Source organism: Bradyrhizobium sp. 23AC, from assembly GCF_054863025.1.
Map to the genome: position 1 here is coordinate 1 of NZ_JAVAYN010000343.1, position 212 is coordinate 212.

The following is a 212-nucleotide window of genomic DNA, read 5'->3' on the forward strand; positions in this document are numbered from 1 at the left end:
GTGACGCCGATCATGCCGGCCTGGTGGGTCGAGATCAGCTGGCTGCCGAGGAACGGCGCGGAGCCGAACGGGGTCGGATATTGCTTGATGGTGAAGTCCCAGATCAGGCCCGCCGAGGAGTTGATGATCGCGAACAGCGCGATGAACCCGGCGACGTTGGTCAGCACCGGTGCCTTTGTCAGCGGCTTGAACAGGATCCGCTCGATCGCGAT

The 212-nt window shown here is 63.2% G+C and carries 1 pseudogene; it reads right to left on the reverse strand.

Annotated features, from left to right (window positions below):
* Nucleotides 1-212, reverse strand: a pseudogene (locus RAD10_RS42685) (branched-chain amino acid ABC transporter permease); the annotation flags it as partial.